Below are 1070 nucleotides of genomic sequence, written 5' to 3'. Positions count from 1 at the left end.
TGTATTGCCCTGTGAGGTTGGGGACGCGGCTGGCGGGTGGTTGGCCTTTGAGCGCGGTGTGTCCGCGGTGGTGATTGTAGGTGTGCAGCCAGCCGGGGAAGGCGTCGCGTCGTTCGGCCTCTGAGCGGTAGGGGCGGGCGTAGGCCCACTCGTCGAGCAGGGTGCGGTTGAAGCGTTCGACCTTGCCGTTGGTCTGGGGCCGGTAGGGCCGGGTGCGTTTGTGCGTGATGCCGGCTGCGGCGAGCGCATCGCGCCAGGCGTGCGACTTGTAGCAGGCGCCGTTGTCGGTCAGGACCCGCTCGACGGTGATGCCGCACTCGGTGAAGAACGTCTGGGCGCGGGTCCAGAAGGCAGTGGCGGTCTCCTTCTTCTCGTCGGTGTGGATCTCGCTGTAGGCCAGGCGGGAGTGGTCGTCGACGGCGGTGTGCAGGTAGCTGTAGCCGGCGCCGGAGCGGGTCTTGCGGCCGGCCTGGCGGCCCAGGGTCTTGTGGCCGCCGCCGTCGGGGATGTTGCCGAGCTTTTTGATGTCCACGTGCACCAGCTCGCCGGGCCGGTCGCGTTCGTAGCGACGTATGACGCGGCCGGTGGCCCGGTCCAGGTGCGTGAGGCGGGCCAGGCCGTAGCGGGTCAGCACCCGGTGCACGGTGGAGGGCACCAGATGCAGCAGGCCCGCGATGCGTGCGGGCCCCCACCGGCGCAGCAGGCGGACCTTGATGATCCGGCGCTCGGTGCGGGTGGGGGTGCGGCGTGGGCTGGTGTGCGGGCGGCTGGAGCGGTCGTACATCCCGGCCTCGCCGAGCTGACGGTAGCGCTCAGCCCACCGCTGGGCTGTCGTCGGTGAGACCTGGAAGCGTTCCGCGGCTCGTCTGAGGGGCCAGTTGTCCTCGACCACGCAGCGGGCCAGACGCAGGCGGCCGGTCTCGGTCAGGGGTGCATTACGGTGGGGCACGAGGGCCTTTCTGTTGCTGGTGCAGATGTCGCAATCCACACCAGGCCAGAAGGCCCTCACCCATTTCAAGATCGGTCAGCCGTGAGCCCTGTCACCGTCCACAACCTCCCGGGACAGAACA

Annotated in this window: 1 protein-coding gene; it reads right to left on the bottom strand. The window is 69.3% G+C overall.

Features of this window, described 5'->3' with window-relative positions; translation table 11 throughout:
* Positions 1 to 949 (bottom strand): IS481 family transposase (locus ACZ43N_RS42730; protein WP_468105290.1); only part of this gene is annotated, 949 nt, incomplete at its 3' end.
* Positions 950 to 1070 lie beyond the last annotated feature (121 nt).

The sequence above is a fragment of the Streptomyces sp. NPDC030814 genome (genome assembly GCF_055572155.1).
The sequence above is the reverse complement of the archived record's forward strand: the minus strand, read 5'-3'. Positions and strand labels throughout refer to the sequence as shown.